General features: G+C 61.1%; 25 protein-coding genes. 16 read left to right on the top strand and 9 right to left on the bottom strand.

The genetic code is table 11. The features are described 5' to 3' along the window. The first annotated feature begins 93 nt into the window (after positions 1-93). The 3 genes from pheS (at position 94) to pheT (ending at position 4973) form a co-directional block, all read left to right on the top strand. On the top strand, positions 94-1167 hold the full coding sequence (gene pheS, locus Q1A91_RS10495) for a phenylalanine--tRNA ligase subunit alpha (RefSeq protein WP_299876517.1): 1074 nt from the start codon (positions 94-96) through the stop codon (positions 1165-1167). 548 nt (positions 1168-1715) lie between these two features. Further along, positions 1716-2507: a PHB depolymerase family esterase gene (locus tag Q1A91_RS10490; RefSeq protein WP_299876515.1), complete on the top strand. Its 792-nt coding sequence runs from the start codon at positions 1716-1718 to the stop codon at positions 2505-2507. Between the two features lie 66 nt (positions 2508-2573). Next, positions 2574-4973, top strand: coding sequence for a phenylalanine--tRNA ligase subunit beta (gene pheT, locus Q1A91_RS10485; protein WP_299876514.1), 2400 nt, complete (start codon positions 2574-2576; stop codon positions 4971-4973). Here the strand turns inward: pheT and Q1A91_RS10480 are convergent. Beyond that, positions 4970-5854: a LysR family transcriptional regulator gene (locus Q1A91_RS10480; RefSeq protein WP_299876512.1), complete on the bottom strand. Its 885-nt coding sequence runs from the start codon at positions 5852-5854 to the stop codon at positions 4970-4972. The genes pheT and Q1A91_RS10480 overlap by 4 nt on opposite strands. Before the next feature lie 84 nt (positions 5855-5938). Between Q1A91_RS10480 and Q1A91_RS10475 the strand changes: the two genes are divergently transcribed. The 3 genes from Q1A91_RS10475 (at position 5939) to Q1A91_RS10465 (ending at position 8860) form a co-directional block, all read left to right on the top strand. Beyond that, complete coding sequence (locus Q1A91_RS10475; RefSeq protein ID WP_299876510.1) at positions 5939-6574, top strand: bifunctional 2-polyprenyl-6-hydroxyphenol methylase/3-demethylubiquinol 3-O-methyltransferase UbiG; 636 nt, start codon at positions 5939-5941, stop codon at positions 6572-6574. 174 nt (positions 6575-6748) lie between these two features. Continuing rightward, positions 6749-7198 (top strand): YtoQ family protein, encoded by a 450-nt coding sequence (locus Q1A91_RS10470; protein ID WP_299876508.1) that lies wholly within the window; start codon positions 6749-6751, stop codon positions 7196-7198. Between the two features lie 60 nt (positions 7199-7258). Continuing rightward, entirely contained in the window at positions 7259-8860 is a 1602-nt protein-coding gene (locus Q1A91_RS10465) for a GMC family oxidoreductase (protein ID WP_299876506.1), read from the top strand. A gap of 19 nt (positions 8861-8879) precedes the next feature. On the opposite strand, the gene Q1A91_RS10460 is transcribed toward Q1A91_RS10465, so the two are convergent. Next, complete coding sequence (locus tag Q1A91_RS10460; RefSeq protein WP_299876504.1) at positions 8880-9578, bottom strand: glutathione S-transferase N-terminal domain-containing protein; 699 nt, start codon at positions 9576-9578, stop codon at positions 8880-8882. A gap of 149 nt (positions 9579-9727) precedes the next feature. On the opposite strand from Q1A91_RS10460, the gene mscL reads away from it, so the two are divergent. From mscL to Q1A91_RS10445, 3 genes are all read left to right on the top strand, one after another. Beyond that, positions 9728-10159: a large conductance mechanosensitive channel protein MscL gene (gene mscL, locus Q1A91_RS10455; RefSeq protein ID WP_299876502.1), complete on the top strand. Its 432-nt coding sequence runs from the start codon at positions 9728-9730 to the stop codon at positions 10157-10159. Between the two features lie 241 nt (positions 10160-10400). Next, positions 10401-10946, top strand: a complete 546-nt coding sequence (locus Q1A91_RS10450) for a DUF2087 domain-containing protein (protein ID WP_299876500.1) — start codon at positions 10401-10403, stop codon at positions 10944-10946. Further along, on the top strand, positions 10943-11338 hold the full coding sequence (locus tag Q1A91_RS10445) for a GFA family protein (protein ID WP_299876498.1): 396 nt from the start codon (positions 10943-10945) through the stop codon (positions 11336-11338). The genes Q1A91_RS10450 and Q1A91_RS10445 overlap by 4 nt, the downstream gene beginning before the upstream one ends. A gap of 37 nt (positions 11339-11375) precedes the next feature. Here Q1A91_RS10445 and ald read toward each other — a convergent pair whose 3' ends face one another. Further along, positions 11376-12494, bottom strand: coding sequence for an alanine dehydrogenase (ald, locus tag Q1A91_RS10440; RefSeq protein WP_299876496.1), 1119 nt, complete (start codon positions 12492-12494; stop codon positions 11376-11378). Between the two features lie 139 nt (positions 12495-12633). On the opposite strand from ald, the gene Q1A91_RS10435 reads away from it, so the two are divergent. Further along, the gene (locus Q1A91_RS10435) at positions 12634-13092 is read left to right on the top strand and encodes an Lrp/AsnC family transcriptional regulator (protein WP_299876495.1); all 459 of its coding nucleotides are present in this window, start codon (positions 12634-12636) and stop codon (positions 13090-13092) included. An 85-nt stretch (positions 13093-13177) separates the two neighbouring features. Here Q1A91_RS10435 and Q1A91_RS10430 read toward each other — a convergent pair whose 3' ends face one another. Beyond that, positions 13178-14170, bottom strand: a complete 993-nt coding sequence (locus Q1A91_RS10430) for a CAP domain-containing protein (RefSeq protein ID WP_299877718.1) — start codon at positions 14168-14170, stop codon at positions 13178-13180. 305 nt (positions 14171-14475) lie between these two features. Further along, complete coding sequence (rpsU, locus tag Q1A91_RS10425) at positions 14476-14682, bottom strand: 30S ribosomal protein S21 (RefSeq protein ID WP_007118112.1); 207 nt, start codon at positions 14680-14682, stop codon at positions 14476-14478. Positions 14683-14795: 113 nt separating this feature from the next. Between rpsU and Q1A91_RS10420 the strand changes: the two genes are divergently transcribed. The 4 genes from Q1A91_RS10420 (at position 14796) to Q1A91_RS10405 (ending at position 17464) form a co-directional block, all read left to right on the top strand. Beyond that, complete coding sequence (locus tag Q1A91_RS10420) at positions 14796-15482, top strand: COQ9 family protein (protein ID WP_299876493.1); 687 nt, start codon at positions 14796-14798, stop codon at positions 15480-15482. A 117-nt stretch (positions 15483-15599) separates the two neighbouring features. Beyond that, positions 15600-16295, top strand: coding sequence for an energy-coupling factor ABC transporter ATP-binding protein (locus Q1A91_RS10415; RefSeq protein WP_299876490.1), 696 nt, complete (start codon positions 15600-15602; stop codon positions 16293-16295). Next, positions 16270-16866 (top strand): energy-coupling factor transporter transmembrane protein EcfT, encoded by a 597-nt coding sequence (locus tag Q1A91_RS10410; RefSeq protein WP_299876488.1) that lies wholly within the window; start codon positions 16270-16272, stop codon positions 16864-16866. Before Q1A91_RS10415 ends, Q1A91_RS10410 begins: the two co-directional genes overlap by 26 nt. Positions 16867-16918: 52 nt before the next feature. Continuing rightward, positions 16919-17464, top strand: coding sequence for a biotin transporter BioY (locus tag Q1A91_RS10405; protein WP_299876486.1), 546 nt, complete (start codon positions 16919-16921; stop codon positions 17462-17464). Here the strand turns inward: Q1A91_RS10405 and Q1A91_RS10400 are convergent. Then, a complete protein-coding gene (locus Q1A91_RS10400) occupies positions 17453-18547 on the bottom strand; it encodes a thiolase family protein (RefSeq protein WP_299876484.1) in 1095 nt (364 codons plus the stop codon). The two genes, Q1A91_RS10405 and Q1A91_RS10400, sit on opposite strands and share 12 nt — an antisense overlap. Then, positions 18544-19749, bottom strand: a complete 1206-nt coding sequence (locus Q1A91_RS10395; RefSeq protein WP_299876482.1) for an AMP-binding protein — start codon at positions 19747-19749, stop codon at positions 18544-18546. The genes Q1A91_RS10400 and Q1A91_RS10395 overlap by 4 nt, the downstream gene beginning before the upstream one ends. A 106-nt stretch (positions 19750-19855) precedes the next feature. Here Q1A91_RS10395 and Q1A91_RS10390 point away from each other — a divergent pair, with 106 nt between their 5' ends. Next, the gene (locus Q1A91_RS10390; protein WP_299876480.1) at positions 19856-20842 is read left to right on the top strand and encodes an NAD(P)H-quinone oxidoreductase; all 987 of its coding nucleotides are present in this window, start codon (positions 19856-19858) and stop codon (positions 20840-20842) included. 312 nt (positions 20843-21154) lie between these two features. Here the strand turns inward: Q1A91_RS10390 and Q1A91_RS10385 are convergent, their stop codons facing one another. Further along, positions 21155-21793, bottom strand: coding sequence for a ribonuclease T2 (locus Q1A91_RS10385; RefSeq protein WP_299876479.1), 639 nt, complete (start codon positions 21791-21793; stop codon positions 21155-21157). A gap of 126 nt (positions 21794-21919) precedes the next feature. Here Q1A91_RS10385 and Q1A91_RS10380 point away from each other — a divergent pair, with 126 nt between their 5' ends. Next, positions 21920-22693, top strand: a complete 774-nt coding sequence (locus tag Q1A91_RS10380) for a DUF1013 domain-containing protein (RefSeq protein WP_299876477.1) — start codon at positions 21920-21922, stop codon at positions 22691-22693. Between the two features lie 135 nt (positions 22694-22828). Here the strand turns inward: Q1A91_RS10380 and recR are convergent, their stop codons facing one another. Continuing rightward, positions 22829-23422: a recombination mediator RecR gene (recR, locus tag Q1A91_RS10375; RefSeq protein ID WP_299876475.1), complete on the bottom strand. Its 594-nt coding sequence runs from the start codon at positions 23420-23422 to the stop codon at positions 22829-22831. Positions 23423-23436 lie beyond the last annotated feature (14 nt).

Raw genomic sequence — 23436 nt, 5'->3', positions numbered from 1 at the left:
GGGAACGCGCGACAGACTGTCCAACGCCGCGGGCATCTTGCCTTCTGGCGGCACTGTGGTAGCAGAGCAGCCAAATAAGACGGAAGATGCCTCATGGACGATCTCAAGCAGAAATACCTTGGCCAGATTGCGGATGCCGCAGATGAAGCAGCCCTGGAAGACATCCGCCTTGCCGCCGTTGGCAAGAAGGGTGAAGTGGCTTTGAAAATGCGCGAACTGGGCAAAATGACCCCGGAAGAGCGGCAGGTGGCCGGCCCTGCGCTGAATGCGTTGAAAGACGAGATCAATTCGGCGCTCGCCGCCAAGAAGGCGGGTCTGGCAGATGCCGCATTGGATGAGCGGCTGCGTGCGGAATGGCTGGATGTCACGCTGCCCGGTCGCAACCGGTCGGCGGGGACCCTGCACCCGGTCAGCCAGGTGACCGAAGAACTGACCGCGATCTTTGCAGAGATCGGGTTTTCCGTGGCCGAGGGCCCGCGCATTGATACGGACTGGTACAACTTCGACGCGCTCAACATCCCCGGCCACCATCCCGCACGGGCGGAGATGGACACCTTCTATATGCACCGCGCGGAGGGTGATAACCGTCCGCCCCACGTGCTGCGCACCCATACGTCGCCCGTGCAGATCCGCACGATGGAGAAAGAGGGCGCACCGCTGCGCATCATCTGTCCCGGTGGTGTGTACCGTGCGGATTACGACCAGACCCACACGCCGATGTTCCATCAGGTCGAGGGGCTGGCAATTGATAAAGACATCTCCATGGCGAACCTCAAATGGGTGCTGGAGGAATTCTTTGCCGCGTTCTTCGAGATTGACGGCATCAAGACCCGCTTTCGCGCGTCTCACTTCCCCTTCACGGAGCCATCGGCTGAGGTGGACATCCAATGTTCATGGGTCGACGGGCAGCTTCGGATCGGTGAGGGCGATGGCTGGCTGGAGGTTCTGGGCAGCGGCATGGTGCATCCCAAGGTGTTGCAGGCCGGCGGGATAGATCCGGCGGAATGGCAGGGTTTTGCCTTTGGGATGGGGATCGACCGGATTGCGATGCTGAAGTATGGCGTGCCGGATCTGCGGGCGTTTTTCGACAGTGATCTGCGGTGGTTGCGGCACTATGGGTTCGCGGCGCTGGACCAGCCGAACTTGCATGGTGGGTTGAGTAGGTAATCGATGGGGTTGGTCGCGGACTTTTTGGTAAGTCCTTGGACCTTCCCTCTGTTCATTGCCGTCTGGGTTAACCTCTGCATTCTGTTTGTATGTCTCTCAATCACTCAGGACTGGCGTCTGCGCGCGTATTTTGCGCGCGGGACAGCAGGTCTTTCGGAAGAGCAACTGGAAGTGGCCTATGTGCGCAATCTGGCTGTTGTTGCAAGCTACCTTGAAGGACGCCCGCGCGTAAGGGCAAGCAGCCGCAGCGCTGATCGTTCGTTGATCATGTGCACAGTCTTGCAGGAACATCTGGCGCGGGTACGCGGAGAACCTTTGCCGCGCAGTTATCTCCGGGCAAGGAAGATGTGCTTGCGGGCAGCACAGCAGTTCGAACCGTCAGAGGATCATCCTACACACACGCCGCAGGCTTAGCGAAACGCTGCAAGCATGATGCCCGGCACGGCGCGTGTTTGCTTTTGTGATGAAGGTTGCGCTTCAGCAAGACGTGAACCGGAGCGGCGTCCTTCCGACGTGACATCACCGCTTCTTTCGCTAACCTCCCACCCATGAAGTACATCCTCGTGACCGCTCTCCTTTTTCTTCTGCCAACCCTCACCCTCGCCCAATCCTGCGAAGGACAAACCCCCTGCACCCTCGGCGACCGCGCCTATCACGTCCTGCCCCCTGACAACTGGGACGGCACCTCACCACTCCCCGTCCTTGTCCACTTCCACGGCTGGCAACGGACCGGCGCGCTGCCGGTGAACCACGCGCGTATCTCTGGCCACGCCCGCCGTCGCGGTGTGCTGTTGCTGGCGCCGAATGGCCGCAACAAGACCTGGGATTTCTGGCAGGGCCGCAGTGCCGATGTGGATTTCGCCGCAGCGGTGATCGAGGATGCGGCAAAGCGCTATCCCATTGATCGTGAACGCATCTATATCTCCGGCTACTCCTTCGGATCCGCGATGGCGTGGCGCTACGCTTGCGAAAACGGCAACGACGTCGCGGCGCTTCTGGCCATCTCCGGCACGCTCAGACAGACCGAAGATTGCCCCGAAGCCCCCGCGCAGGTGCGTCACGTGCATGGCCTTGACGACGCGGTGATGGACTTCCCCTTCGGACCAAACGGCGACACGACATACCCGGTGAGGCTCTGGCGAGACCTCTATGGCTGCGCGGAGGGCCAGCCGCAAGGCACCTGGCAGGCGGTGGATTGGCTGACCTTGGAACGCACCACATGGGAGTGCGACGGCGGCACCGTTACGCTCGACATCCATCCGGGCGGGCATTTCATCCCCCATGGCTGGATCGGCTGGCAGTTGGATCAACTCATGGGCCGCACCCCGCGTTACCCTTGAAGCGGTTGAAACCGGGCGCTTAACAGGCTACCGCCTTCCCCAACACGCCGCTTGAGGAAGACCGCGATGAAATTCACCCTGTCCTGGCTCAAATCCCATCTTGAGACCACTGCCACGCTTGACGACATCACCGAGACGCTGACCGATCTCGGCCTCGAAGTGGAGGGCGTGGAGGACCGCGCCACGCGGCTTGCGGCGTTTACGCTGGGCTATGTGAAATCGGCGGAAAAACACCCCGATGCGGACCGTTTGCGCGTCTGTCAGGTGGAGACGGACGAAGGCACCCAGCAGATCATCTGCGGCGCACCCAATGCGCGCGAAGGCATCACCGTGGTCATCGCCAAGCCCGGCGTCTATGTCCCCGGCATCGACACAACGATTGGCGTGGGCAAGATCCGCGGGATCGAGAGTTTCGGCATGATGGCCTCTGAGCGGGAGCTGGAGCTTTCGGACGAACATGACGGCATCATCGAACTGCCCTCCGGCAAGGTCGGTGACCGGTTCATCGACTGGCTGGCAGAAAATGACCCGTCCAAAGTCGACCCGGTGATCGAGATTGCCATCACCCCGAACCGACCCGATGCGCTGGGTGTGCGTGGCATCGCGTGCGATCTGGCCGCACGCGGGCTGGGCAAGTTGATCGACCGCGACACCGACCCGGTTCCCGGCACCTATCCTTGTCCCGTGTCGGTCAGCATTGACGACGACACTTTGGAGCAATGCCCGGTTTTCTATGGCCGCGTGATCAGGGGTGTGAAGAACGGCCCGTCGCCAGCATGGTTGCAAGACGCCCTGCGCGCCATCGGGTTGCGTCCGATTTCTTTCCTCGTGGATGTGACCAACTTCTTCACCTACGACCGCAACCGTCCCCTGCACGTCTTTGACGCGGACAAGATCGCGGGCAACGCCCTGCGCGTCCATCGCGCCAAGGGGGGTGAGACGCTGATGGGTCTGGATGAGAAGGCATACACCTTCGACGAAGGCATGACCCTGATTTCAGACGCAAACGGTGTGGAGAGCATCGGCGGCGTCATGGGCGGTCTGCCGTCTGGCTGTACCGAGGAGACGGTGAATGTCTTCATCGAGGCCGCGTATTTTGACCCGATCCGAACCGCCTACACGGGCCGCGCCCTGAAGATCAACTCTGACGCGCGCTACCGGTTCGAGCGGGGCATTGATCCCGCGTGGACGCCGCATGGCATCGAGCACGCGACCCGGATGATCATGGATCATGCGGGCGGTGAGGCGTCAGAGGTGGTGGTTGCAGGGGCAATTCCAGACACCGCACGCGCCTACAAGCTGGATACGGACCGGGTCCAGTCGCTGGTCGGCATGACGATCCCGGCGGACACCCAGCGCGAAACACTCACCGCACTTGGCTTCACCATGGAAGGTGACATGGCCCATGTGCCCAGCTGGCGTCCCGATGTGCAGGGCGAAGCTGATCTGGTCGAAGAAGTCGCCCGCATCGCGTCCCTGACCAAGCTGGAAGGCCGCCCCTTGCCGCGCCTAACGGATGGCGTACCGCGCCCGATCCTGTCTCCGAAACAGCGCCGCGAAACCGCTGCCCGCCGGGCCTGTGCGGCACTGGGCTATCATGAATGCGTGACCTACAGCTTCATCGATCAGGCTGCCGCCAGTCTCTTCGGCGGGGGGGATGACGCAACGATGCTCGAAAACCCGATCAGCAGCGACATGAGCCACATGCGCCCCGCGTTGCTGCCCGGTCTGTTGCAGGCCGCTGCCCGCAATCAGGCGCGTGGGTTTGCCGATGTGATGTTGTTCGAGGTTGGCCCTGCTTTTGTTGGCGGGGAGCCGGGGGAGCAGCAGAACATGGTCACCGGCCTTATGGTCGGGCGCACCGGACCCAAGGACGTACACGGCACATCGCGCGCCGCAGACGTCTATGATGTGAAAGCCGATGCCGAAGCCGTGCTGGCCGCCATGGGCGCACCCGCCAAGGTGCAGATCCTGCGCGGTGCCGACGACAGCTGGCATCCGGGGCGACATGGCAAAATCTGCCTTGGCCCCAAAAAGGTGCTGGGCATCTTTGGTGAAGTGCACCCCAAGATACTGAAGGCGCTGGATGTGAAAGGCCCTGCGATGGCTTTCACCCTATGGCCAGATGAGATCCCGATGCCGCGCAAATCCGGTGCCACCCGTCCCGCGCTCACGCTGAGCGATTTGCAGGCGGTGGAGCGGGACTTTGCCTTTGTTGTGGATGCGGACGTTGATGCGCTCACGCTGGTTAACGCCGCTCAGGGCGCGGACAAGGCGCTGATCACGGATGTGCGCGTGTTTGATGAGTTCATTGGTGGCAGCCTTGGCGAAGGCAAGAAATCCCTCGCCATCACCGTGCGCCTGCAACCGACCGAGGCGACGCTGAAGGACAAGGACATCGAAGCCGTTGCCGCCAAGGTGGTGGAGAAGGTGACCAAAGCCACCGGTGGCACGCTGCGCGGCTAACCCAGCCCGTCGGCCAGAAGATCATACACCAGCCTGATGCGCGGGCTGGTGTGAATTTCTCGGTGCGTCACCAGCCAGACCGGAAACGTGACCTGCAACGCCTGCGGCAAGACCCGCTCCAATCCGGGGCTGAGACCGGCGATCTCATCATCCATCGGCCCAATGCCCATCCCGGCTTTGACCATCTCCCACGCAACAAGGGAGTTTTCGGAATTCAGGCGAAATACCTCGGCGGGCAGGGGCACGCCCATGCCGTCCATATAGGCGCGCATGCGGTCAACGTCCCCCATGGCGACCCAGTCATGTTGCACCAGATCGCTGATGTCAGCGGGCCGCCCGCGCGCCTCAAGGTAGCTTGAGGCGGCATAGAAATGGCCTGACTTCTCTGACAGCAGGCGGGCAACAAGATTGGGTTGTTCGGGCCGCACATGGCGCACCGCAATATCGGCATCGCGCAGCATCAGGTCCTGAATGCTGTCGGTCGCGACAATCTCAACCGAAATTTGCGGCGCTTGCACCCTGAGTTTGCGGATCACATCCGGCAACAGATAGGCAGAGGTCACATCGCTTGCGGTGATCCGCACCAGCCCGCGCAGCCCGGACCGCTGTCCACTTGCGGTGAGCGACAACCGCTCTGCCGCGCGGCCCATGTCCTTTGCGCTGTTCACCAGTTCGCGGCCTGCGTCGGTCAAAGTCAGACGCTTGCCGTTGCGTTCAAACAGCATCAAAGACAACGATTCCTCAAGCGCACTGACTTGCCGGCTGAGGGTAGGTTGGGTCAGCCCGAGGCTGCGTGCCGCCGCGGACAAAGACCCTTGTTCCACAGTGACCAGAAAGGCATGCAGGTGGTTCCAGTCTGGTTGGTCAGCCTCTCTATCCATACGAAAACGTATATATAGGTTGCAAATTTGGTCAATTCAGAAGTTTTCCATACGGGTTTAGAGGGTTTGGCGAAGGAGAACGATATGACACATGCAGCAAAATTCTGGGACAAGGTCGCGCCCAAATACGCCAAATCACCGATCAAGGATATGGAAGCCTACGAATACACGCTGGGCCGGACCCGCAGTTATCTGACCGCGCAGGACCGGGTGTTGGAAGTCGGTTGCGGCACCGGATCGACAGCGCTGCTGCTGGCTACTGATGTGGGCAGGATCACAGGCACGGACATCTCTCCGGCTATGGTCGGCATCGCGGCGGGGAAAGCAGAAGCGGAAGGCGCGCAGAACGCCAGTTTTGACGTCGCAACAGCCCGACAGTCAGCGCAGAGCGCAGCAGGATACGACGCGGTGCTGGGGTTCAACATCTTTCACCTGACGGAGGATTTCGACGGCATCCTCACAGACCTGCAAAGGAATCTGGCACCGGGTGCGTTGCTTATCTCCAAGACGCCCTGTCTGGGGGAGCCGTCCATCGGCATCAAACGGTTCGTTTTCCGCGCCATGATCCCCGTGATGCGGCTGTTCGGTTTCGCGCCCTTTGTGCGGTTCTTCAGCTTTGCGGAACTGGAACAGAAAATCGAAGCGGCAGGATTTGACCTTGTTGAAGTCAGCAGCTTCCCCGCGATAAGCCGCTACATTGTCGCCCGCAGACGGGATTGATGGACCTGCTCAAATGCGCCTCTGCTGTAAAATGGGGTCCACTTGTGCAGAGCCTTGCTTTGTCCAGTCTTGCAGCGAAAGGGCAGCCGCTTTTCTGGACAATGGCGTTCTGATCAGGCCTTGTCAGCCGCGCGGGCTGCCCCACCTCAGTCACAGCAATAAATGGAGAACACGATGACCCTCAATGTCTACTTGTCCGGTGAAATACACACCGATTGGCGCGAACAGATCACTGAAGGAGCACAGGGGCTGGGCATCACTTTCAACAGCCCGGTGACAGATCATGCCGCCAGCGACGACTGCGGCGTGGCGATCCTGGGGGCAGAGCCGGACAAGTTCTGGCATGACCGCAAAGGCGCGCAGGTCAATGCGATCCGGACCCGCAAGGGCATTGAAAAGGCCGACGTCGTCGTTGTGCGTTTCGGGGAGCAATACAAACAGTGGAATGCTGCGTTTGATGCAGGTTATGCTGCGGCGCTTGGCAAATCGCTGATCATTCTGCATGGCCCCGATCATGCGCATGCCTTGAAAGAAGTCGATGCGGCCGCGCTTGCCGTTGCCTCGGAGCCGGGGCAGGTGGTGCAGATTTTGCGCTATGTCCTGACTGGTAAACTGCCGGCCTGAAACACCGCTTTGCAAAGATGAAGGCGGCAGCGTACCTTTGTGAAAACGGGGGAGCGCGCCATGAAATTCGATTTTGTAATCGTCGGAGGGGGATCAGCTGGCTGTGTGATGGCTGCACGGCTGAGCGAGGATCCAAACACCTCCGTCTGTCTGATCGAAGCAGGCGGCAATGGCCGTGACATCTTCATCCGCGCGCCTGCACTGGTGGCGGCGATGGTTTCCGGCCGACCCAAGATCAACAACTGGGCATTTCAGACCGAACCGCAGCCGGGTCTGAACGGGCGGCGCGGGTTCCAGCCACGCGGCAAGGCCCTGGGGGGATCGTCGGCGATCAATGCGATGCTCTATGTGCGGGGGCACAGACAGGACTATGACGAATGGGCCGACATGGGCTGTGACGGCTGGGATTGGCAGTCTGTCCTGCCGTATTTCAAGAAATCCGAAGGCAATGTGCGCGGTGTGAACGATCTGCACGGCGGTGATGGACCGCTGCAAGTGGCCGACCAATCCGCCCCCCGCGCGATTACCCGCGCTTTCATCGACGCCGCAGGGGAACAACAGGTCCGCGAGACCGCCGATTTCAATGGGCCGACGCAGGAAGGCGCGGGTTACTATCAGGTCACACAGTTCCACAATGGCGCCGCCAAGGGGGAGCGCTGCTCTGCCGCTGCGGCCTACCTCAACCGCGATGTGCGCCACCGTCCGAACCTGACGATCCTCACCAAGGCACAGGCGCAGCGCATCGTGATGCAGGACGGTCGTGCCACGGGCGTGGAGGTGCGCCGCATCGGGCGGGTGCAGGTGATCGAAGCCGCGCAGGAAGTGATCCTGAGCGCGGGCGCCTTTGGTTCGCCCCAGTTACTGATGCTCAGCGGGATTGGCCCAGCTGACGAAATCAGCGGGCATGGCCTGCCGGTCCATCACGAGTTGCCGGGTGTTGGGCAAAACCTGCAGGACCACCTTGATTACGTGATGAGCTATCATTCCAAGCGGCAGGATGTCGTGGGTCTGACACCCAAGGGTCTTGGACAGCTATTCAAGGCGGGGATGCAGTGGCGCAAGGATGGCACCGGCCACTTTGCCACGCCGTTTGCGGAAGGTGGCGCTTTCTTCAAATCTGATCCGTCATTGGATCGCCCGGACCTGCAACTGCATTTTGTGGTGGGCATCGTGGATGACCACATGCGCAAGATCCACCTGCCATTTGGCTTTTCCTGCCATGTCTGCGTGTTGCGTCCCCACACACGCGGCACGGTCGGGCTGACGTCGGCAAAGCCGGGTGCGGCACCTCGAATTGATCCACAGTACCTGTCTGACAAACGGGATCTGGCGTTGTTGATGAAAGGCGCGCGGCAGATGGAGAATATCCTGACCGCGCCGCCGCTTGATCCCTGGCGGGGCAAACAGCTTTATGCCCATGACGGCAGCGACAGCGCGCTGGAAGCGGACATTCGCAAACGGGCTGACACGATCTATCACCCGGTGGGGACCTGCAAGATGGGCAAGGACGACATGGCTGTTGTGGACAGTCAGGCGCGGGTGCATGGCGTGGACGGATTGCGGGTTGTCGATGCCAGCGTGATGCCACGTCTGGTGGGCGGCAATACCAATGCGCCCACCATCATGATCGCGGAAAAGATTGCCGCCGGGATGCGCAGCTAGCCTCCCGGCGCCGGGCGGCTTATTCCCTTGGCGGTGTGACCAGGCCAATCTGGACAGCAGGGCGCGCGACAAAGCGGTCAACATAGGCCACCAGATTGGGGTGCTGATCCCAGCCCAGGATTTCTTTCGCGCCGTAGAAGTCCAGCGCACGCAGCCAGGGCGCAATCGCGATGTCCGCAATGGAATAGGCACCCGCGATCCATTCCTTGTCAGCCATCTCCTTTTCCAGCACGGCCAACAGGCGTTCCCCTTCGTCGATGTAGCGCTGCTGGGGGCGTTTGTCCTCCCATTCGCTGCCTGCAAACTTGTAAAAGAAGCCAAGCTGTCCAAACATCGGACCAAGCCCACCCATCTGGAACATCACCCACTGGATCACTTTCGCTTTCTCTCCGGGGGTCGCGCCGATCAGCTTGCCGGACTTCTCGGCCAGATAAATCAGGATCGCACCGGATTCAAACAAACCGATTGGCGTGCCATCTGGCCCGTTCGGATCAATGATGGCGGGGATCTTGTTGTTGGGGTTGAGGGACAGAAACGCGGGGCTTTTTACATCTGCATCGGCAAGGGTGACAAGATGGGCCTCATAGGGGATCCCCATTTCCTCCAGCGCGATAGAGGCTTTAACCCCGTTCGGTGTTGGAAAGGAATACAACTGCAATTTCGTGGGGTCGCTCGCGGGCCATTTGCCCGTAATCGGAAAATCAGAGAGATCGGCCATTATTCGCCTCCTTTGGAATAGGGGTCCATTTTAGTGGACTTTCCCCCCAAGTTCACGTGTTCAAACTGTGCTTTCATATGTTAACGGTTGCGCGTAGGCGCACGGATTGTTTCCAAAGATCCAGCGAACTTCCAACAAGGGACAGAAATATGATTAACGAATTCAAGGACTTCATCGCCAAGGGCAATGTCATGGACATGGCTGTTGGTATCATCATCGGTGCGGCGTTCACGGCCATTGTGACATCGCTTGTCGGTGACCTGATCAACCCGATCATCGGCCTTTTCTCAGGCGGTATCGACTTCACCAACAACTACGCTGTTCTGGCGGGCGACGTGCCAGAGGGGGCTTCATTGGAAGCGGCCCGCGAAACCGGCGCGTCTGTCTTCGCTTATGGTGCATTCATCATGGCAATCATCAACTTCCTGATCATCGCATGGGTGGTGTTCATGTTGGTAAAGATGGTCAACCGCGTGAAGGAAGCCGCCGAAACGCCCGAAGAGGCAGCCCCGGAAGAACCCGCAGGCCCCACGCAGGAAGAGCTGCTGGCAGACATCCTTGCCGCGCTGAAAAAAGCCTGATCCACAGGCAACCCGCAGACAGAAAGGCCCGCCAAATGGCGGGCCTTTTTCGTTTCGGTTGCACGGGGCGGCAAGTCGCGGTACTCAAAGGGCGGTTCGCAGGACCAAGGCGTCGCTGTCCCCGGCTCAAGGGGGTGCTAAACCTGCGTGAAACGTCTTTGACCTGTCTCTGAACCCTTGTTTGGTGCCGCGTCGTAAGTCAGCGACCACGACCTCTCTGACGGCACGATGAGGACAAGACATGTCAAAACAACCTATCCCGCTGCACACGGGGGATATCTCTGCGTTTGCCCGCAATCTGAGCCGCCAGTTGGCCAGCCTTGATGTATCTCCGGGCCATGTGGAGATGCTGAACCATCTGGCCCGCGCGGGTGGCTTTCGAAACTACCAACACCTGCGCGCAGACCATGCGGCCAAGGGGCGGATGGCAGCCGCGCCGGAAGCCGTTGCCGATTTCAGATTGATCGAAAAGGCCCTGCACCAATTCGATGCGCAGGGCCGGTTGATCCGCTGGCCGGGTAAACGTCAGGTGCAGGAACTGGCGCTCTGGGCGCTGTGGGCGGCTTTGCCCGCTGAAGCCGTGATGGAGGAGCGTGAGGTGAACGGTGCGCTGAACCAAGTGCACCTCTTTGAGGACGCCGCGCTCCTGCGCCGGAGCCTGATCGGAATGAAACTGCTGACCCGCAACGCCGATGGATCAGACTACCGCCGCACAGAACAGCGCCCGCCCCCGGAGGCACAGGCGTTGATCAGGGAGGTCAGCCAACGACGAAAGGAAACCCCATGACGCGCGCTGAGCGGCACCGGGGGTCGTGCCTGTGTGGTGCGGTTGTCTTTGAGGTATCAGGCCCGCTGCCTGCGCCCATTGCCTGCCATTGCAGTATGTGCCGCAAGGTATCGGGCCACTTTGGGGTTGCGTCCGAAGTTCCGGATGCTGCGATCCGACTGATCTCGGAAAAAAGCCTGCGCTGGTTTGCATCCTCGCCCAAGGTGCGACGCGGGTTTTGCGGGGTCTGCGGGTCATCCTTGTTGTTTGATGCGGTGTTCAAAGACTGGACTGGGATCAGCATGGGGGCGTTTGACGGGGCCACCCGCACCCATTTGGCGCAACATATCTTTGTGGCCGACAAAGGTGACTACTACCGGATCACCGATGGGCTGCCGCAGAACGCACAATAAACGCTGGGCCTGCGCATGTCGCGGGCCCAGCGCTGTCTCAGTTCTTCAGCGCAAGGCTGGGAGAGATCACATCCATCCCCAGCGCCTTGCCAACCGCGTAGTAGGTCAGCTTGCCCGCGTGCACGTTCAACCCGTTCAGCAGATGCTCGTCATCCGCGCAGGCCTGACGCCAGCCCTTGTTGGCCAGATCAAGCATAAACGGCATCGTCGCATTCCCCAGCGCGATGGTAGAGGTTCGCGCAACGGCGCCCGGCATGTTCGCCACGCAATAGTGCATGATCCCGTCAACGTCATAGACCGGGTCCTGGTGCGTGGTGGCTTTGGACGTCTCGAAACAGCCGCCCTGATCAATCGCCACGTCCACAAGGGCCGCACCGGGTTTCAGCTCAGCCAATTGCGCGCGGCTGATCAGCTTGGGGGCTGCGGCACCGGGGATCAGCACCGCACCGATGATCATATCCGCAGCGCGCGCCAGTTCGATGGTGTTCTGGGCAGAAGCATAGGAAGTCTTGAACTGACCGCCAAAGACGTCATCCAAGTAGCGCATCCGGGGGAGGGAACGGTCAAGCACGGTCACATCCGCGCCCATACCCGCTGCAATCCGCGCCGCATGGGTGCCGACAACACCGCCGCCAATCACCATCACACGTGCAGGGCCGACACCGGGCACACCGCCCATCAGCACGCCGCGTCCGCCGTTGGCCTTTTGCAGCGTCCAGGCGCCCACCTGCGGGGCAAGACGCCCAGCCACTTCGGACATAGGTGCGAGCAGAGGCAGGCCACCGTTGCGGTCCGTGACGGTTTCATAAGCGATGGCGGTGCAGCCTGATGCCAGCAAATCCTTGGTCTGCTCAGGATCGGGGGCAAGGTGCAGATAGGTGAACAGCAACTGCCCTTCGCGCAGCATCTTGCGCTCCCCGGCCTGCGGTTCCTTGACCTTCACGATCATGTCGGCGGTGGCAAAGATCTCCTCCGCCGTGTCGATGATCGCAGCCCCTGCGGCAGTGTAATCCGCATCTGTAAAGCCCGCGCCGTTGCCAGCCCCGGCTTGTATGATGACCTCATGGCCCGCATTCACGGCCTCAAGGGCGGCACTTGGCGTCATGCCGACACGAAACTCCTGTGGTTTGATCTCTGTTGGGCAGCCGATTCTCATGGGAGCGTTCCTTTGTTCACACATTGCTGCATATTTAGGCAAAGCGCTGCGCAAAAAGGCACGAATTAGGCTGGCCGCGACGGGGCGCAGTGGGATACAAATGCGCAATACTGCAACTGGACGCGAAAGTTTTGCGCAAATGAGCCTGGATGAGATTGATCGACGTATCCTGAGGGCATTGCAGCGCAACGGGCGCATGTCCAACGCAGAACTGTCCGACGTTGTGCATCTTTCCCCCTCCGCCTGCCATCGTCGCGTCCAGCGGATGGAGAAAGAAGGCTATATCCGCGATTACGTCGCGCTTCTGGACGCGCGCAAATTGCAGGTTCCAACGACTGTTTTCGTGGAAATCACGTTGCAGGGGCAGGCAGATGAGGTTTTGGACGCGTTTGAGCGTTCTGTCGCCCGGATCCCGGATGTGTTGGAATGCCATCTCATGGCCGGTTCCGCTGACTATCTGTTGAAAGTTGTCGCGGAGGACACCGAGGATTTCGCACGCATTCACCGACAGTATCTGGCGCGTTTGCCGGGTGTTGGGCAGATGCAGTCCAGCTTTGCGCTCCGCACGGTCTGCAAAACCACGGCGCTGCCTGTCTGAACCGGAATGTCATGAGCGGAGGGGCTGCACGAAAGGCAGTGGGTCCGGCGCCACTCTCACAGGCGGCACCGAACAGAATTCTGGATCAGAAGACGAAGTCGCCTGAATCAAGTTCTTCCAGACCAACGTCCTGAATGAACATGCGGTTGCCTGCGGCATCGCGGATGATGACGTCTCCGTCACGTTCCCACATGTGGTTCGCCACAAGATCGCTGAAGCTGGAGATGCCAACGGCAGATCCAAGATCGATCCGCTCTCCGTCACGCGTGACTTCGTAGTCCTTGACCGAATCGCTGCCCTGGCTGAACACGAAGGTGTCGCTGCCGCCGGAGCCGGTGAGGACGTCATTGCCTGTGCCGCCGTCAACAGTATCACGGCCGCCACCACCAATCACGCGGTCTGCACCGGCGCCACCTTGCACCAGATCAGCACCCGCGCCGCCAACCACTTTGTCAGCGCCGTCGTTGCCGATCACGGTGTCAGCGCCACGTCCACCAGCAACGGTATCGTTGCCGCCAGAGCCGTTGAGCAGATCGCGCCCGGCACCACCGTCGACTTCGCCTGAGGAGGTCAGCGTCAGCGTATCATTGCCGCTCGTGCCTTCGGGCAGATCAGGAGTCGTCGGCGGTGGTGTTGTACCGCCGCCTCCGCCATCAAGCACCACGCTGGCGCTTGTACTTGCGAAGTTCTGCGTGACCATGACGGCATTCCAGCCCTTATAGTTGCCCACCTCAACGCCGATCCCGATGTATTCGAGGGTCGGGTTGAGAATATTGGCACGGTGACCGGGGCTGTTCATCAGGCTCTGATGCAGGTTCGCGACATCATCGGAGATGCCGGAAGAGCCGCGCTCGCTCTGCCAGGCAATGTTCTCAGCCCAGCGCCACTGGCCGGAAAACTGGAATCCTGAATCCTGCATCCGGTCTCCCGCGCTCGAACCACCTTGGCCCGTGTGGGAGAACACGTCAGCGTTCAACATCCATTCGCTGTGGGTTTCAGCGGAATCATTCAATCTTTGTTCTAGCTGGAGAGGATTGAGGCCACGGGAAGTGCGCTCCTCATTGATCAGCTCCAGCATCTCGCGTTCGACAATACTTGCCTGCGACATTCGGGGTGTCTCCTATTACCGTTCTTGTCCCGTTGCAGATCACGACATATCCCCCGAAATGTGTCGTTGAAATGGCCAATGGGTGGCATTGTGTTTACAATCGCGAAACCCCGCCCAAATGGGCGTGATGTAAGCGGATACCCGCACAATTTACGGAACAATTTAGGTAACAACTACGGCAGCGAGCGCCGCGAATATGCCTTGCCTGTGCCCAAAGAAAAACCCCCGAAAGCAAGGCTTGCGGAGGTTTCTATCTCAGGTAGCAGAAGGGTGATTTACATCATACCTTCGCGCTGCGCTTTTTTGCGAGCCAGCTTACGGGCCCGGCGGATCGCTTCAGCTTTTTCGCGCGCTTTTTTCTCGGAGGGTTTCTCGAAATGTTGCTTGAGCTTCATTTCCCGAAACACGCCTTCGCGCTGGAGCTTCTTCTTCAGAGCCCGAAGGGCCTGATCGACGTTGTTGTCGCGAACACTAACCTGCATGTGGTTGTCACCACCTTTCTAGGATAAAGTTGCAAGGATTTGCAGGAAACCGCCCTATATCAACGTCAAAGCGAGATGTCGAGTCTGCATCGTTGTGTTTGAAGGAGTGAAAGATGACCGATCCGAAAGAACAATTGCTGGATGCAGCACTGGTACACGTGCCTTTCGATGGCTGGACCCGGTCCACGTTCCAGGCTGCCGTGAAGGACACAGGTATGGATCCCACGGTTGCCCGCGCCATTTGCCCGCGCGGCGGGGCGGATCTGGCGGTGGCCTACCACAAACGGGGCGATGATCAGATGATCGAGGCGCTGAAGACCGAAGACATGTCCGACCTGCGCTTTCGCGACAAGATTGCCCGCGCGGTCCAATTGCGGCTGGAAGGGATCACCGACAAGGAAGCCGTGCGGCGGGGCAGCACGCTGTTTTCGCTGCCGCAATACGCGCCTGACGGGGCCAAGCTGATCTGGGGCACGGCGGATGCGATCTGGGACGCGCTGGGCGATACCTCCACGGATGTGAACTGGTACACCAAGCGGGCGACCTTGAGCGGCGTGTATTCGTCAACTGTGTTGTTCTGGCTGGGGGACAGCAGCGAAAACCACGAAGCGACCTGGGCGTTTCTGGACCGGCGCATCGACAACGTGATGCAGATCGAAAAGGTAAAGGCGCAGGTGAAGAAGAGCCCGACCCTGTCCAAGCTCTTTGCAGGACCAAGCTGGATGCTCAGCCAGATCAAGGCGCCGCCCCGGTTCCCCAAGGGCGATTTGCCTGGCGCCTGGATGTCCCCCCGCGACTGAGACCGCAGGATTGGGTCATCTTTGACACCGGCGTATGACCTGCTAGGCAGGCGTTCGACCCTATGGTGACGCCTGTTTATGCCTTCAACAAACATCCCCCTGATTGATCTAAGCAATGTGCAGTATACCCCCGGCGGGGCAGAGGTGCTGCGCGGGATCACATTGCGCGCCGATGAGCGCCGGATTGGTGTGATCGGGCGCAACGGTTCTGGCAAGACTTCACTGGCGCGGATCATGGCGGGGCTGGTTGCAGGGGACGGCGGGCAGGTCCGGATCGCCGGGGTGGACGTGGCCAGGGACCGCAAGGCTGCTTTGGGCGTCATCGGCATCCTGTTCCAGAACCCCGATCACCAGATCATTTTTCCCACCGTTGAAGAGGAAATCGCCTTTGGCCTGACGCATATGGGCCGCTCCAAAACGCAGGCGGCGGCAGGCGTTGGGGCAATCCTTGCTCAATTTGACCGGACCCATTGGGCACAGACCGCCATCCACCAATTGTCACAGGGGCAACGGCAGTTGGTCTGTTTGATGTCTGTTCTGGCGATGGCGCCGAAAGTGATCGTGTTGGACGAGCCCTTTGCCGGTCTCGACATTCCCACGACCCGCAGGTTGGCGCGTGTGTTGGCGGGGCTTGATGTCACGCTGGTGCAGATCACCCACGATCCGGCAGGTATTGCCGCCTATGACCGGGTGATCTGGCTGGATCAGGGGCAGGTCGTCAAAGACGGCCCGCCTGCGCAGGTGGTGCCGCAGTTCGTGGCACGTATGGAAGCGTTGGGAGACGAAGATGATCTCGCTCACCTCTCCGGTTGAAACGCGGGCCCATGGATGGCGCGCTGGTGTCAAGATCGGGCTCTTGTGCATCGCGACGGTGGTGCTCTTCCGGTTGGATGCGGTTTTTTGGCAGGGCGCGGCGCTTGTCGGCACGCTGGTGCTTTATGCGCTGCCGGGGTGGGTGTTCTTGCGCGCTGGGCTGGGGCGGCTGTGGGTGTTGTGGCCGTTTGTGGCGGTGATCGCGGTCTATCATGTGGTAACAGGAGATGCGCTCAATGGTGCTGGAATCGTGCTGCGCATGGTGACGGCGGTCGCGCTGGCAAATCTGGTCACGATGACCACGCGGCTCACGGATATGATGGCATTGGTGGACTGGGCGATGACGCCGCTGCGCGCTTTGGGGGTGAACACCAGACCTGTCGGGATCGCAATGGCGCTGGTGATCCGGTTTACCCCGGAACTGGCCCGCAAGGGGCAGATGCTGTCGCTGGCGTGGCAGGCGCGGGCACCGCGCAAACCCGGCTGGCGGCTGGTGCCGGCGTTCACCGCGCTGGCGCTGGATGAGGCGGAGCATGTCGCAGAGGCCCTGCGCGCCCGTGGCGGTGCTTGACCTTACAGGGTGCCGCGCCTAGGACATCCGCCGACCCCTCAAAGGATACGCCATGGAACGCTCTATTGCCCTGATTGCCCTGTTCGCGGCGCTGATTGCTGCACTTGGTCTGATCCCCCAGCTGACGCTGGCCTTTGGCGTGCCGATCACCGCGCAGAGCCTTGGTGTCATGCTGTGTGGTACGGTGTTGGGGTCCGTCCGTGGCGGTTTGGCGGCCTTGCTGTTTGTTGCCCTCGTGGCGCTTGGCATGCCCTTGCTGGCTGGCGGGCGCGGTGGCTTGGGTGTTTTTGCGGCACCCAGCGTGGGCTTCATCGTGGGCTTTCCGATTGCGGCGTTTACCACCGGGTTCGTGATGGAGCAGATGCAGCGCCTGTCGATCGCCTGGGCCGCTGGCATCGCGTCCGTTCTGGGCGGTGTGGTTGTGCTCTATGCCTTTGGTATTCCGGGGCTGATGGTGATGCTGAACAAAGGGTTTGGTGAGGCGCTGGCGCTTGTCGCCGCATTCATTCCGGGTGACATCATCAAGGCGGTTCTGGCCGGGTTGATCACATCGGGCATCGCACGGGCGCGGCCTGCCAGCCTGTTGTCACGCTCCTAGAATCAGCGCTGTTCCGATCCCGCCTGCCGCGGCAATGGTGGCCAGCCCCGTGCCACCTGTCCGGCGCAGTTCGTGGAAAAGACGCACGGTATTGATCGCCCCCGACGCGCCAATGGGATGCCCCCGCGCCAGCGCGCCCCCGCCGACGTTCACCTGCTCAGGGTCCAGCCCGGCTTCGCGGATACAGGCAATAGCTTGAACGGCGTAGGCTTCCATGACCTCACTCACCGCCATGTCTTTGGCGCTGAGGCCCGTTTGCGCGAACGCCGCCTGAAGTGCGGCAAGCGGTGCGAGACCGGGGCAGGTCGGGTCGGCCCCTTTGGTGGCGCCAGACAGAATGCGCATGGCCTGTTTCCCCTTGATCAACCTGTCCGACACCACCACGCAAAACGCTGCTGCATCTGCGGCAACGGCGGCATTGGCATGGGTGATGGTCCGGGTGATGACCTTCGCACGGGCGCAAAGTCTTGGTGTGAGGGTGCGGGTAAAGGGGTCCTTGTCGAGTGTTTCCAATGGGGTCAGCTCTTCCGCGCCGGGCGTCATCGCACGGGCTTTGGCGTGGCTTTCCACCGCCCATGCGTCCTGCTCCGCGCGGGAGATACCCAGGCGACGGGCCAGGGCATCCGCCGCCTCTGCCATATCCGGGTCACGGTCGGGCCACGGGGTGAACGGGGCTTGGTCATAGCGCTGCGGCGGACGCCCGTCCGCAAAGGTCTGCTGGCGGATCGGTGCGCGGGAGTAACTCTCCACGCCCCCTGCGATGACAACCTGTGCTGCGCCACTTTCAACAAGCGCGCGGGCCAGCAACAGGGCATCCATCCCCCCTGCACATTGGCGGTCAATGCTCAGCCCTGCGACATGTTCCGGCAGACCCGCCGCCAGCGCGATGCTGCGCGCCGGGTTGCCGCCCGGACCAAGTGCTGTGCTGACAATGACTTCATCCACCTGCGCAGGGGCGACCCCCGCCTGTGCCAATGCCGCCCGCACCACCGGCGCGCCGAGCTGCGGCAGGCCAAGGGCATGAAGCGGCCCACCACGGGGCGCCACGGGGGAGCGGCACGCGGCAAGAATATGTGCCGTCATGGCTGGTCCTCCAGCCAGTGCATCAGGGCAACCAGATCGGGTTTGCCGGAGGGGAGCAGCGGAAAGTCGGGGTGGGTCAGAACCCGTTTCGGTGTCATGGCCGGACCTAGCCTGTGCCGACAGATGTCGCGGATCTGCAGCGCGTCAGAGTGAACATCCGTACGAATGACCGCGACCAGATGGTGGCCACGGTGTGGGTCCGGTTGCGGCAGCACAGCGCAGTTTTGCACCTCCGGGATGGCGGCAATGGTGGCTTCGACGGTTTCAGGAAACACATTCACGTCCCCGATGGTCACCATCCGGTCATGGCGGCCCTTGAGCCAGAGAAACCCATCTCTATCCAACTGGCCAATTTCACCCGCGCTGATGTAGCCGTCTTCCAGACGCAACGGTCGCCCGTCCGCGTATCCATCGCAAAGGTAGGGCGACCGCGCCCAAACCGTGCCGACATCCTTGGCTGGTTGGCCTGATTGATCCAGAATCCGGATGCTGACCCCCGGATATACCCGCCCAACGGAGCCTTGCGGTGTGTCCGGCCCCGCAAGTGTAATGAAGCTGGTTTCCGCCGCGCCGTAAAAGCCGTGAAAGGCAGCGTTGGGGAAATGTGCCTGTGCGGCGTCTTGCGTGTCGGTGTCCAGCAGGCCCCCGCCGCACAGGATCAGCCGAAGAAGGGAAAGAGGGGCACCAGACGCCATCAACATTCTGATCTGGGTCGGCGTGGCATAGAGCACAGTGATTTTGCGCTCCGCCATCGCCTGCATCTGCCGGGACGGGGAAAGCCGCGCCAGAACATGTGCGTCAACACCCAGATGCAGCGCCTCCAACACCCCGTAGAGCGCCAGAGAATGCGCCGGTGTGCCCAACACGGCAACGCGGTCGCGGGGTGTCATATCAAACTGCACCGCATTGACTTCGAAAGACTTGATCCAGGAGAGCTGGCTGCGGCGGATCAGTTTTGGCGTGCCGGAACTGCCGCCGCTCTGGGTCAGGAACAGGCCATCAGCGAGGGGGATGTCGGGAGGAGCCGCGGCGTCACTCAGGCAAAACGGGCGGCGATCCAACACCGCCGCACCAAGCATATCGAGCGCTGTGCTGCTGCCCCACATAAAACCGGTGCCACCGCGCCGCCTGCGCGCCACTTCCGCCGTGGCATCAAAAAGCCGGGCTTCGGGATGCCACTGGAAGGAGGGGAGATCGGTCATCCCCGTGCTCTAGCAAATCCGCCAGCCTGTCCCAAGCGGCAAAACAAGCTCGCACCGGCGGTGGCAGCGTTCTATGGTGCGGTTCAAACAGGCGGGAGAGACCGGAATGACCAAGACCATGCGCGCAGTTGAAATCACCAAACCCGGCGGGCCGGAGGTGTTGCAGGTGACCGAACGCCCCATGCCCACCCCTGCCCACGGGCAGGTGGTGATCAAGGTGGCTTATGCCGGTGTGAACCGTCCTGACGCGCTGCAACGTGCGGGCATGTATGCGCCGCCTCCCACTGCGAGCGATCTGCCGGGGCTGGAGGCGTCTGGCGAAGTTGTCGCTGTCGGGGAAGGTGTCGCGGGGATTGCCGAGGGCGATCAGGTGTGTGCCTTGCTGCCCGGTGGGGGCTATGCGGAATATGTGGCAACCCCCGCCGCGCATTGCCTGGCCGTGCCCGAGGGGATGGGGATGAAAGAAGCCGCCTGCCTGCCCGAGACGTTCTTTACCGTCTGGTCCAATGTCTTCATGCGCGGTGGGTTGAAAGCCGGAGAGCGGATGCTGGTCCACGGCGGGTCATCCGGTATCGGCACAACCGCGATCCAGCTTGGCCGCGCGTTTGGTGCACGGGTGTTTGTGACTGCGGGGTCTGATGAGAAATGCAAGGCCTGCGTCGATCTGGGGGCTGAAGTGGCGATCAACTACCGCGACGATGACTACGTCGATGTCCTGAAGGCCGAAGGGGGCGCGGATCTCATCCTCGATATGGTCGGGGGAGACTACATCCCCCGGAACTTCAAGGCGCTCGCCGAAGATGGGCGGTTGGTTCAGATCGCGTTTCTGCAAGGCCCGAAGGTCGAAGTGAACTTCGCCATGCTGATGACCCGGCGCTTGACGATGACCGGATCAACGCTGCGGCCACAAAGCGATCTTGCGAAAGCCAGGATTGCGCAGGAGTTGCGGGAGGCAGTGTGGCCCATGCTTTCTGCCGGGCAGATCGCGCCGGTGATGGACAGCACATTTGATCTTGAAGCCGCCTCAGACGCCCATGCGCGGATGGAGAGCAGCGGCCACATCGGGAAGATCGTGCTTGAGGTCGGCGGCTGATCCAAAGGACGCGCCAAGGCGCGACACCATGTTTTGGAGGGTGCGTTTGGCGCATGTTGTGATGCGCCAACGATGGGCGCGCGTCGGGCGGGCCGCGTGTAGGGATATTTTTGGCCAAAAAGAGGGGCAAGGTAGGAATTTGTTAACTACGTTGCGTTTTGATTGGACCTGCGGAACAGGCGGGGACGCCGATGGCCGCGCCAAGAAGAGAGCCTTGCGTTCTTTTGAAAGGGAAGAAAGGGTGCGCTCTTTCTTCTCTTTTTGGCCTTAAATATCTTCCGCGCTTTCAATCAAACCTTGCGGGTGCGGTGTTCAACGCAACGGTGTGAACAGAGCGTCCTTCATCTTGCAATCACGCACAACGTCCCTTCCGCAGGGCACGGGATCAAGGCTTTTTGACAGGCACACGCGCACTTCCTGGATATGACCATCCCGGCAGGTCACGGTGATGCCGTCCCGTTCCATATCCGGATTGTCCTTGAGGAAGGCCTCCTCGACCACCGACGCGGGCAGGGCGATGTCGCGGTCCAGCTTGCGGAAGACTGCCGGGCGGGTGATGCGGCCATAGGCCTCGCGGGAGAGGGCGTAGTAGGCGGGAGCCGAAAGTCCCGTGCAACTGCCGTGTTTGCGCCACTGGTGCCAGGCCAGCCCGCTGGTGCCCATGATGTCCGCCATGTCGCGGGTCATGGTGCGGGACGGCGGGCGTTCAGCGGTTTGGCAAAAGTCCGGGTAGCCACGATGGTATTGCGGCCAGAGGCCATGCAGGATCCAGCCATGTCCGCTGCCGGTGTCACATTGCGGGGAATCGCGCGCATCGCCTTCGATGGCGCACCAGTTTGGAGACCAGCTGAGCGAGACAACATAGTAGTCAAATACGCCAGTTCTGTCGTCATCCGCCTGTGCTGGCAGGCCGTACATGGTGACAAACAGGGCGAAGAGCAGGCGGCGCATTCAGGTCTTTCCTTATTCGGTGCAGGTCACTATATACGGGTCAAGTTCCCCCACAATGGAAACATCCCGGCCCCCGGGAAAGCCCTTTCAGGCGGCGGGAGAGTTGCGACTTCAGGAGTTAAGAAAATGGCAAAACCGATCATGGCAAAGGCCACCGCAGTCTGGCTGGTGGACAACACAACGCTGAGCTTCAAGCAGATTGCCGACTTTGTCGAAATGCATGAGCTGGAAGTGCAGGGCATTGCCGATGGCGATGTGGCACAGGGCGTCAAAGGGTTTGATCCGATTGCCAACAACCAGCTGGATCAGGAAGAGATCGACAAGGCAGAGGCCGATCCGCTGCACAAGCTGAAGCTGAAGTTCAACGCTGCCGCCCAAGGGGAAGAGAAGCGCCGTGGCCCGCGGTACACGCCGCTGTCCAAACGCCAGGACCGTCCTGCGTCGATTCTGTGGCTGGTCAAGTTCCACCCTGAACTGGCCGACAGCCAGATCAGCAAACTGGTGGGCACCACCAAGCCGACCATTCAGGCGATCCGCGAGCGCACCCATTGGAACATCTCCAACATCCAGCCGATTGATCCGGTGGCACTTGGCCTGTGCAAACAATCCGAACTTGATGCAGCAGTGCAGAAAGCCGCGGCGAAGAAAGCCGCCGCAGGCGAAGTGATGAGCGATGATGAGCGCCGCAAGCTGGTCAGCACCGAGCAGAGCCTGGGCATGGAAGCCGAGCCCAAGATCCCGACAGCGATTGAGGGGCTTGAAACCTTCACCCTGTCCGGCGAAGAAGCAGAAGAAGAAACACAGGCGGGGGATTACTCTGACGCTGACAGCTTCTTCTCCCTGCCTGAAAGCAGCGAAGAAGCCGACGCTGACGACGAAGAATCTGACGCGAAGGCCTAAAGTTTCCGCCGCTGGATTTGATGGTTCTTCGAACCTCTGGTCGCGGCGGACGGGTCACCTGATTTGGGAGGAGAGGGTGGCCCGCCTATTCAGGCGGTTGGGGAGCAGGCGCTCACCAGCCGCTTTTTTTGAGTCCTACAGCGTTTTGCGTGCGTTCAGCGCGGCGGTGATCGTCCCATCATCAAGGTAATCGAGCTCTCCGCCGATGGGCACGCCCTGGGCCAGCGATGTCAGACGGACCTGCCCGTCGAGTTGGTCGGCGATGTAATGGGCGGTTGTCTGTCCGTCGATCGTGGCATTCAGCGCGAGGATCACCTCTGTCACGCCTTCTGTTGCGACCCGGTCTATCAGCCGGGGGATGCGCAGTTCCTGCGGGCCGATCGCATCGAGGGCCGAAAGCGTGCCGCCCAGCACATGGTAGCGGCCCTTGAAGACGCCCGCCCGTTCCATCGCCCAGAGATCCGCCACGTCCTCGACCACGCAGAGCTCTCCGTTGGCGCGTTTTTCGGACGTACAGATGTCGCAGACATCGGTGGTGCCTACATTGCCGCAGTTCAGGCATTCACGGGCCGTGGCCGCAACCGTCTGCATCAGGTCTGCCAGCGGGGTCAGCAGCAGGCCGCGTTTGCGGATCATGTGCAGCACCGCCCGGCGGGCCGAGCGGGGGCCGAGACCGGGGAGTTTGGCCATCATCTCGATCAAGTTGTCGATGTCGCGGGTGCTGCTCAAACCGGGTGCCTGTT

It is taken from the genome of uncultured Sulfitobacter sp. (assembly GCF_947500075.1).
Classification (GTDB): domain Bacteria; phylum Pseudomonadota; class Alphaproteobacteria; order Rhodobacterales; family Rhodobacteraceae; genus Sulfitobacter.
Note: the sequence above shows the minus strand (reverse complement) of the source record. Positions and strands in the feature narration are given on the sequence as shown.

Excerpts from the sequence above, each read along its gene's own strand:
- pheS (WP_299876517.1), top strand. The coding sequence starts at position 94 with ATGGACGATCTCAAGCAGAAATACCTTGGCCAGATTGCGGATGCCGCA.
- Q1A91_RS10490 (WP_299876515.1), top strand. The coding sequence starts at position 1,716 with ATGAAGTACATCCTCGTGACCGCTCTCCTTTTTCTTCTGCCAACCCTC.
- pheT (WP_299876514.1), top strand. The coding sequence starts at position 2,574 with ATGAAATTCACCCTGTCCTGGCTCAAATCCCATCTTGAGACCACTGCC.
- Q1A91_RS10480 (WP_299876512.1), bottom strand. The coding sequence starts at position 5,854 with ATGGATAGAGAGGCTGACCAACCAGACTGGAACCACCTGCATGCCTTT.
- Q1A91_RS10475 (WP_299876510.1), top strand. The coding sequence starts at position 5,939 with ATGACACATGCAGCAAAATTCTGGGACAAGGTCGCGCCCAAATACGCC.
- Q1A91_RS10470 (WP_299876508.1), top strand. The coding sequence starts at position 6,749 with ATGACCCTCAATGTCTACTTGTCCGGTGAAATACACACCGATTGGCGC.
- Q1A91_RS10465 (WP_299876506.1), top strand. The coding sequence starts at position 7,259 with ATGAAATTCGATTTTGTAATCGTCGGAGGGGGATCAGCTGGCTGTGTG.
- Q1A91_RS10460 (WP_299876504.1), bottom strand. The coding sequence starts at position 9,578 with ATGGCCGATCTCTCTGATTTTCCGATTACGGGCAAATGGCCCGCGAGC.
- mscL (WP_299876502.1), top strand. The coding sequence starts at position 9,728 with ATGATTAACGAATTCAAGGACTTCATCGCCAAGGGCAATGTCATGGAC.
- Q1A91_RS10450 (WP_299876500.1), top strand. The coding sequence starts at position 10,401 with ATGTCAAAACAACCTATCCCGCTGCACACGGGGGATATCTCTGCGTTT.
- Q1A91_RS10445 (WP_299876498.1), top strand. The coding sequence starts at position 10,943 with ATGACGCGCGCTGAGCGGCACCGGGGGTCGTGCCTGTGTGGTGCGGTT.
- ald (WP_299876496.1), bottom strand. The coding sequence starts at position 12,494 with ATGAGAATCGGCTGCCCAACAGAGATCAAACCACAGGAGTTTCGTGTC.
- Q1A91_RS10435 (WP_299876495.1), top strand. The coding sequence starts at position 12,634 with ATGAGCCTGGATGAGATTGATCGACGTATCCTGAGGGCATTGCAGCGC.
- Q1A91_RS10430 (WP_299877718.1), bottom strand. The coding sequence starts at position 14,170 with ATGCTGGAGCTGATCAATGAGGAGCGCACTTCCCGTGGCCTCAATCCT.
- rpsU (WP_007118112.1), bottom strand. The coding sequence starts at position 14,682 with ATGCAGGTTAGTGTTCGCGACAACAACGTCGATCAGGCCCTTCGGGCT.
- Q1A91_RS10420 (WP_299876493.1), top strand. The coding sequence starts at position 14,796 with ATGACCGATCCGAAAGAACAATTGCTGGATGCAGCACTGGTACACGTG.
- Q1A91_RS10410 (WP_299876488.1), top strand. The coding sequence starts at position 16,270 with ATGATCTCGCTCACCTCTCCGGTTGAAACGCGGGCCCATGGATGGCGC.
- Q1A91_RS10405 (WP_299876486.1), top strand. The coding sequence starts at position 16,919 with ATGGAACGCTCTATTGCCCTGATTGCCCTGTTCGCGGCGCTGATTGCT.
- Q1A91_RS10400 (WP_299876484.1), bottom strand. The coding sequence starts at position 18,547 with ATGACGGCACATATTCTTGCCGCGTGCCGCTCCCCCGTGGCGCCCCGT.
- Q1A91_RS10395 (WP_299876482.1), bottom strand. The coding sequence starts at position 19,749 with ATGACCGATCTCCCCTCCTTCCAGTGGCATCCCGAAGCCCGGCTTTTT.
- Q1A91_RS10390 (WP_299876480.1), top strand. The coding sequence starts at position 19,856 with ATGACCAAGACCATGCGCGCAGTTGAAATCACCAAACCCGGCGGGCCG.
- Q1A91_RS10385 (WP_299876479.1), bottom strand. The coding sequence starts at position 21,793 with ATGCGCCGCCTGCTCTTCGCCCTGTTTGTCACCATGTACGGCCTGCCA.
- Q1A91_RS10380 (WP_299876477.1), top strand. The coding sequence starts at position 21,920 with ATGGCAAAACCGATCATGGCAAAGGCCACCGCAGTCTGGCTGGTGGAC.